The organism is Amycolatopsis sp. lyj-346 (assembly GCF_046548975.1).
Lineage (GTDB): Bacteria > Actinomycetota > Actinomycetes > Mycobacteriales > Pseudonocardiaceae > Amycolatopsis.
Genome location: NZ_JAJPWT010000018.1, coordinates 218,274 through 224,668, shown reverse-complemented (window position 1 = coordinate 224,668; position 6,395 = coordinate 218,274). Strand labels below are relative to the sequence as shown.

Annotated in this window: 6 protein-coding genes and 1 pseudogene; 4 read left to right on the top strand and 3 right to left on the bottom strand. The window is 69.3% G+C overall.

All coding sequences use genetic code 11. The features are described from left to right. A pseudogene (locus ACLJQE_RS37795) lies at window positions 1–290 on the bottom strand (endoglucanase); the annotation flags it as partial. 564 nt (window positions 291–854) lie between these two features. Continuing rightward, on the bottom strand, window positions 855–1,127 hold the full coding sequence (locus ACLJQE_RS37790) for a GlsB/YeaQ/YmgE family stress response membrane protein (protein ID WP_410644384.1): 273 nt from the start codon (window positions 1,125–1,127) through the stop codon (window positions 855–857). 349 nt (window positions 1,128–1,476) lie between these two features. Between ACLJQE_RS37790 and ACLJQE_RS37785 the strand changes: the two genes are divergently transcribed. From ACLJQE_RS37785 to ACLJQE_RS37775, 3 genes are all read left to right on the top strand, one after another. Then, window positions 1,477–2,433 (top strand): sporulation protein, encoded by a 957-nt coding sequence (locus ACLJQE_RS37785; RefSeq protein ID WP_410644383.1) that lies wholly within the window; start codon window positions 1,477–1,479, stop codon window positions 2,431–2,433. A 289-nt stretch (window positions 2,434–2,722) separates the two neighbouring features. Further along, window positions 2,723–3,148 (top strand): nuclear transport factor 2 family protein, encoded by a 426-nt coding sequence (locus tag ACLJQE_RS37780; protein WP_410644382.1) that lies wholly within the window; start codon window positions 2,723–2,725, stop codon window positions 3,146–3,148. Then, on the top strand, window positions 3,145–3,720 hold the full coding sequence (locus ACLJQE_RS37775; protein WP_410644381.1) for a nuclear transport factor 2 family protein: 576 nt from the start codon (window positions 3,145–3,147) through the stop codon (window positions 3,718–3,720). The genes ACLJQE_RS37780 and ACLJQE_RS37775 overlap by 4 nt, the downstream gene beginning before the upstream one ends. A gap of 6 nt (window positions 3,721–3,726) precedes the next feature. On the opposite strand, the gene ACLJQE_RS37770 is transcribed toward ACLJQE_RS37775, so the two are convergent. Next, window positions 3,727–5,070 carry a helix-turn-helix domain-containing protein gene (locus ACLJQE_RS37770; protein ID WP_410644380.1) on the bottom strand — a complete coding sequence of 448 codons (1,344 nt, stop codon included), beginning with the start codon at window positions 5,068–5,070 and terminating at the stop codon, window positions 3,727–3,729. On the opposite strand from ACLJQE_RS37770, the gene ACLJQE_RS37765 reads away from it, so the two are divergent. Then, the gene (locus ACLJQE_RS37765; RefSeq protein ID WP_410644379.1) at window positions 5,071–6,213 is read left to right on the top strand and encodes a glycosyltransferase; all 1,143 of its coding nucleotides are present in this window, start codon (window positions 5,071–5,073) and stop codon (window positions 6,211–6,213) included. Window positions 6,214–6,395 lie beyond the last annotated feature (182 nt).

Below are 6,395 nucleotides of genomic sequence, written 5' to 3'. Positions count from 1 at the left end.
CAGTCGCTGCCGGTGTTGTAGGTGTGGTTCTTGAAGTTGTAGCGGCTGGAAGCGTTGCCGCCCCAGCGCGCCACCGACTGGCCGATCTCGGCGTTGAACGCCGGATCACCGCCGTTCAGGCCGTAGACGTCGGGGCTGATCGCGTGCCGGGCGGCGGACACGTCCACCGACAGCGCGGGCCCGGTGTCCGCCGCCGCGGCAGCCGGGCCGGTGAGCACCATCGCCGTCAGGCACGCCGTCAGGCCGAACGCCGTGACCGGCCGCCGTTTCCGCCATCGCCGAAACGCCACCGACGCCTCCACCCGGTCCCGTGCACGGACGAGTTCCGTTGCCGTCACGATGCTGGCGGGGCGGGTGACGACCCGTCAAGTTTCGCCGCGTTCCGGGTCCGATTACCGCTCACGCTACGAAATCCCGGCAGGTCCGGGCGGGTGCGGACCGTGAAACTTTCACTGTTGGAACGACTGCTCGAATCGTGGCACTACGAACGCCGTGCCGTCGATGATGCCACCGTCGACGTGATGATCACCGACTACCAGCGAAGGTTTCGTCCACATTGGACTGTTACAGGGACGGTTACCCGCTCTGGCAGCCCGCATCCGACATCTCCAGCGCGCCACACTGCGGCCTGCCCGGAGTCGAAGACCGGATCGGCTTCAGTTACCCGTTCCACCCGGAATTGATGCAGCTGGTCCGCGCCGAGTCATCCGAGTACCAGGCCGGACGGTGTCGCCGTCGGCCGGCCTGCACCTGCGGTACGGATGGCGACCGCTCTGCGGTGTTACTGGCGCACTGTGCCACCTTCGGCCCCGCGGCCTCGGCTGAGCCGACATCGCCCGGAGTCCTCGAACGGGTCAGGCGCGCGAACGGATCTTGCGGCCGGTCACCTTGTTGTAGATGACCAGGACGATGACCGCACCGATGACCGATCCGATCCACCCGGCCGGCTGGAAGCCACGGATGCCCACGGTGAGCAGGCCGAACAGGAACCCGCCCACGACCGAGCCGACGACGCCCAGCACGATCGTCCGCAGCAGGCCGATGTCGTCCTTGCCCGGTACCAGGGCTCGCGCGATGAAACCGGCGATCAGGCCGAACAGAATCCAGCCCAGGATGGTCCAGAACATCGCTTCCCCTTGTGGTCGATCGGGCGAACAGGCTCACGATACGAAGAACGGCGCTCGGGCGCCAAACGGGAGCGTCAGTCACAGGGCGCCGGCGGGACCAGCTGTTTCCTCACTGCGAGAAATTTGGGTGTTTTGTCCGGAACCATGCGCCGGGCAGTTGCGTTGCCATGAACGTGGACGACACCCCTGCCCCAGCCCCCGCGCCGACCCTGCGGGCGCTGATCGACACCTGACTCCCGGCTTCTGCCGGCGACGCGCCGCAGCCAGCGGCTCGCGCCGGCCTTTCCACGTCCACACGTCGCCACTTTCGGTAGTCAGGTTGTCACAACGTACAGGAGAAGAACTTCGGATGGTGTTCAAGAAGATGCTGCAGAAGATCGGCGTCGGCGGCGTTTCGGTCGACACGGTGCTGACCGACCCGCGATGCCGGCCGGGTGCCCCGCTGCTCGGGGAGGTACGGCTGGCCGGCGGTGAGGCGGATGCCGAGATCGAGCACATCGCGCTGTCGCTGGCCACTCAGGTCCACAATGGCCGGGGCGGCCGGTCGCAGACGGAGTTCCACCGGGTTGTCGTCGCGGGCGCGACCCGGTTGACCGCGAAGGAACAGCGCACCATCCCCTTAACCGTCCCGCTCCCGTGGGAAGCACCGGTGACCGAGGTGTCCGGTCACCAGCTGCCCGGCATGGAACTGGGGTTGCGGACCGAGGTGTCGATCGCCAAAGCGGTGGACAAGGGTGACCTGGACCCGGTGATCGTGGAACCGCTGCCCTCGCAGGATGCCGTGCTGGAGGGCTTCGGACAGCTCGGTTTCACCTTCAAGTCCGCGACGGTCCAGCAGGGGCAGGCCTACGGGGTGCGGCAGGAACTGCCGTTCTTCCAGCAGCTCGACTTCTACCCCTCGGGCCAGTTCGCCGGCCGGGTCCAGGTGGTCACCCTGACGCTGGTCGCCAGTTCCGCCGAGGTCACGGTGCTGCTGGAGGCGGACCGGCACGCGGGTGCGTTCGGCGCGGGTGGCCAGGGGCGGTTCCAGGCCGGGCACGAGGAGGCGGCGGAGCAGGACTGGGCCGCCCGCATCCGCGACTGGCTCACCCAGGTCGTAGAAACCCGGCAAGTCCAGATGATGCACTCCGGCTACGGTCAACCGGGCTACGGCCGGCCCGGTTACGGGGAACACGGGTACGGGCACCGGGAACGGCGCGGGCCCGGTATGGGTGGCGTGGTGGCCGGGGTCGCCGGCGGTGTCGTGGGCGGCATGCTGCTGGGTGAGATGCTCGACGGCGACGACGAAGGCGGGGACGAAGGCTGACCAGCCGGAAACACCGGACGGGGTGGGGCCAGAACCTGGCCCCACCCCGGCTGTCGTGCGGCATCGGGTGGTGATCCCGTGCAGTCAGTGAGCCCGTCTTGACGCCTTCTCTGTGATCCCGATCGCCGAGTGGTGATCTTGACGCGCATCCGCCGTTCGGACTAATCTCGTCTCGAATATTTGATCATGGTACTCGACTATTCGAGAACCGTCGGTCGGCGGTGACACCCCTGCCGTCCGGAGCCGCTCGCTCCCCTCCCCGGACCGCGCGCACGACAACGAAAGGCGAGTGAACAGCAGATGGACGCGAACAAGGCGCAAGCAACTCATCGCGATCGAGGCTCTCAAAGCCCGCTACTTCAGAAGCTTCGACACGAAGGACTGGCCGACGTTGGGCACCGTGCTCGCGGACAACGTCGACGTCGACGAGACCGCCCTGGGCGGTGACCACGTCACCGGCGCGACGAACTACGTCAGCCTGCTGAAACACAGCTACGACAAGACCGTCACCGTCCACCACGGACACATGCCGGAGATCGAGCTCACCGCGCCGGGCACCGCTACCGGAACGTGGGCGGTGCAGGTACTGACGGTGCGGCCCGACGGGAAGCGCCAGCTCGCCTTCGGGCACGACCACGACACTTACACGCTGCGGAACGGCCAGTGGTTGATCACGTCGACCAAAGCGACGCGCCTGCACCTGGACAAGCCATGACCGCGCCGGGCAAGCACACCGGTCCGACGCGGCGGCGGTTCCTGATCGGAACCGGCGCGGCCGTCGCTCTCGGCGTGGCGCAGGCGACTCAGGCCGCGGCGGTTCCGTCGCCGGCACCGGAACCCGGCACCGTGGATCCCGCTCAGTCGGTGGCCGCCATCCAGGAGATCAAGCAGCTCAAAGCGCGTTATTTCCGCGCGATCGACACCAAGAACTGGACCTTGCTCAGGGAGCAGCTGACCGACGACGTCGACGTCGACACGACCGCTTCACTCGGTATCAGGACCCAAGGTGCCGACACGTTCATCGGCTTCCTCAAGCTGACGATCGGTTCGGCCGAAACCGTCCACCACGGACACCTGCCCGAAATCACCGTCACCTCACCGACGACGGCCACCGGGATCTGGGCTCTGCAGGACCTGCTGATCTGGCTGGGCATCGTCCGGGTCATCGGGTTCGGGCACTACCACGAAACCTACCGGCTCGAAGACGGCCGGTGGCGGATCAGCAGCACCAAACTGACCCGGCTGTACCTCGATCCCGTCGGGGAACAACAACTTTTCGGCGTGTGAAAACGATCAGGTGCGGGCACCGCGAGCGGAGGGTGTCCGCGCCTGGTTCCCCGCGGTCGCGCTGATCGACTCTGCCGCACGGACCACGCGCTGCCCGACCGTATCGATCTTCGGGAGAGGGACCTCCCCGAGCGGGTGCACGGCGAGCAGCAGGGAAAGCCGTCCTCGGTGGTCGAACACGGGCGCACTGATCGCGGCCACCGGTCGCGAGCCGGATCCGTCGCCGGGCAGCTCGATCCTGGTGAACTCGACACGCAGCTGGTCGAGCGTGTCCCGGATGTTCGGCGGCAGCGCGATCGCGCCACTGTCGAGCGTCCCGACCAGGCTCGCGGCGCGCGCCACCGCCGGCGAGGTGTAGTCCACGTCGAATCCGCGCTCTCCCGTGCTCTTCACCACGCCCTCGAGGTGCTCAGCGGCCGCCGGGTCGACCCCGGCCTGACGAATCCACGCCCTTCGCTCCTCGTCGGTACCCCAGGCCGCGAATCCCGCGCCGAACGGCGGCGCGAACGGAATGCGATCGCCGGGCCAAGGGCTCTCGCCGCCTTCGAATGCCGTGATGGCCAGCGAGTCCCCGACCTTCTCGCTCACCGAAGCCGCCCACCCGAATTCGGCGGCCAGCTCGGCCGCGGCGGCTCGTGCAGCGTGCGCGAAAGGACGCGCAAGCACCGCGTCGGCAACGAAGGCGAGCCCGGGACCGAGTGCGAAGGTCTTGCCGACCGGGTCCCGCGTCACCCAGCCGCAATCGCTGAGCGTCTTCAGGATCGCGTGCGCAGTGGCCTGCGTCAGGCCGAGTTCGCGCGCGATGTCGGTGTAGCGGAGCGGAACATCGCCTCGACTGGCCAGCAACTCCACGACCTCGACCACACGGGCCGTCGGCGCCGGCGTCGTCGGAATAGACGTTGAAATTGCAGTTGCCGTGCCCTCCCAGAGGTGGCCGGACAGGCCCGAGGCCGCGTTGATGTCGCATGTCCAGCACGTCGACGAGCTACGACGCAGATAGCCGGTGTCCGAAGCCGGCACGGTCCTCGCGGCGGCCGCGGTCCTGGCCGTCCCTGGCGTCATCCGTCCGGGTGTCGTTTCCGTCCTTGTCCACGGTTCACCGGGCAGGGCCGTCGCGCTCAACACCCACGCTGGAATACGAAAAGGGGATTGCAGTAGCTCGGCCGCGAACTGGAGGTCGCTGCCTGCGCAGGCGCGGCAGCCAACCCGAAACCGGCCGCAGCCATGGCCACAGCCGCGACTGCCACCGAAACGAAACGCTTTCTTGCGGGGCGGAGCCGTCGTGCGGAAGTCGGCAAGGTCGGAGAGGAGGCGGCCCGGAGGCGCCTCCGGGTGGCTACCGTCGATCACGTGCGCCTTCTCTTCACGTCGCTGGCCGCCTACGGTCACGTCTACCCGCTGCTGCCGCTCGCCGTCGCCGCGCGCGCGGCCGGGCACGACGTCGTCTTCGCCACCGCCGAAAGCTTCCTGCCGCACCTGCGCGCGGCCGGGGTCGAGCCGGTCGTCGCCGGGCTCGACGTGCGCGTCGCCTTCGACCGGCTCTTCGTCGAGGCCGGCGAGACGCCCGGTCCGGAAATGCCGCTGGAGCGGATGACCGAGGTGACGGGCCAGGTGTTCGGTGACGTGCTGCCCCGCAGCTACTTCGCCGACCTCAGCGAGCTGTTCGCTCGGCACCGGCCCGATCTGGTGGTCTACGAGGCGTCCAACATCGGCGGCTCGTTCGCCGCGCGCGCGGCCGGGATCCCGGCCGTGGGCCACACGTTCGGGCACGTGATGCGGGTGGAGGCCGGCGAGGAGCAGGTGGTGCCCCTGGCCCGGCTCGCGGCCGAGTTCGGCCTCGACTGGCGGGGGCTGGCCGAACTGGGGCACCCCTTCGTCGACATCTGCCCGCCTTCGGTGCAGCACCCGGGTTTCCGCGAGCTGGTGCCGCGGTTGCCGGTCCGCCCGGTCGGCTGGAGCGGGGACGGCGAGCTGCCGGACCTGCCGGACCGCGACCGGCCGCTGGTCTACCTGACGCTCGGCACGGTGATGGGCAGCGCGGACGTCCTGCGCACGGCGATCGCCGGCCTGGCGGTGCTCGACGTGGACGTGCTGGTGGCGTCGGGCCCGACGGTCGCCCCGGCCGCGCTCGGCGAGCTACCGCCGAACGTCCGGAGCGTGGCATGGGTCCCGCAGGCCCGCCTGCTGCCCCGCGTCGACTTCGTCGTCCACCACGGCGGCAACGGCACGATGCTGGGCGCGTTCGCCGCGGGGCTCCCCCAGCTGGTCCTGCCCCAGGGCGGCGACCAGTTCGCCAACAGCGAAGCGGTGGTGGAGTCGGGCGCAGGCGCCCAGTTGCCGGCCGCGGAGGTGACGGCAGAGGCGATCACCGAGCGGGTGGCGGCGTTGTTGAAGGACGCGCCGGCGCGCGAAGCGGCCCGTGCGGTGGCGGCGGAGATCGCGGAGATGCCCTCCCCGGCGAAGGCGGTGCCCGGCCTGCTCGCCTGCGCCTGACGCTCTCCGCGCGTCCCGGCCTGAGACGCACCGGCCACTCGCGGCGACATCCGGCCCGGGAACTGGCAGGCCTTGGCAGCACACGTGCCGAAGACCGAGCAGCGCGATCGGGGGCAGTTCGGCCAGTTGCTCAGCCGCGCAGACTCGTCCGCGCGGATGGCCCTGTTCTCTCGGCGGGGTCG

Coding starts and splice junctions, on each gene's coding strand:
- ACLJQE_RS37790 (WP_410644384.1), bottom strand. CDS start 1,127: ATGTTCTGGACCATCCTGGGCTGGATTCTGTTCGGCCTGATCGCCGGT.
- ACLJQE_RS37785 (WP_410644383.1), top strand. CDS start 1,477: ATGGTGTTCAAGAAGATGCTGCAGAAGATCGGCGTCGGCGGCGTTTCG.
- ACLJQE_RS37775 (WP_410644381.1), top strand. CDS start 3,145: ATGACCGCGCCGGGCAAGCACACCGGTCCGACGCGGCGGCGGTTCCTG.